We start from the raw sequence: 234 nt of genomic DNA, 5'->3' as shown, positions 1-234 counted from the left end.
AGAACCTGACCTCAGTAATATTAACTGGCTAGTTAGCAGTAGGATGAAATGACCTTTAACGAATAATAAAGTGAGGTGTTTATGTCTGATGTTAATAAGTTGGATAATAAACAATGCCCGTTTGATCCTGAGCAGTATAAGAAAAAAATTGAAATTGATGATATAGCACCAGTAGGTTCTTTCCCGTGGGCGATGATAAAAGTGTATTCGGGGAAGCAAGTGCATCGTAAGGAT

Annotated in this window: 1 pseudogene; it reads left to right on the top strand. The window is 37.2% G+C overall.

The window, feature by feature from the left end:
• Positions 1 to 81 precede the first annotated feature (81 nt).
• Positions 82 to 234: pseudogene (locus AACS92_RS21840) on the top strand (Thoeris anti-defense Tad2 family protein); the annotation flags it as partial.

It is taken from the genome of Xenorhabdus sp. KJ12.1, assembly GCF_963876495.1.
GTDB classification, from domain to species: Bacteria; Pseudomonadota; Gammaproteobacteria; order Enterobacterales; family Enterobacteriaceae; genus Xenorhabdus; species Xenorhabdus stockiae.
The sequence above is the reverse complement of the archived record's forward strand: the minus strand, read 5'-3'. Positions and strand labels throughout refer to the sequence as shown.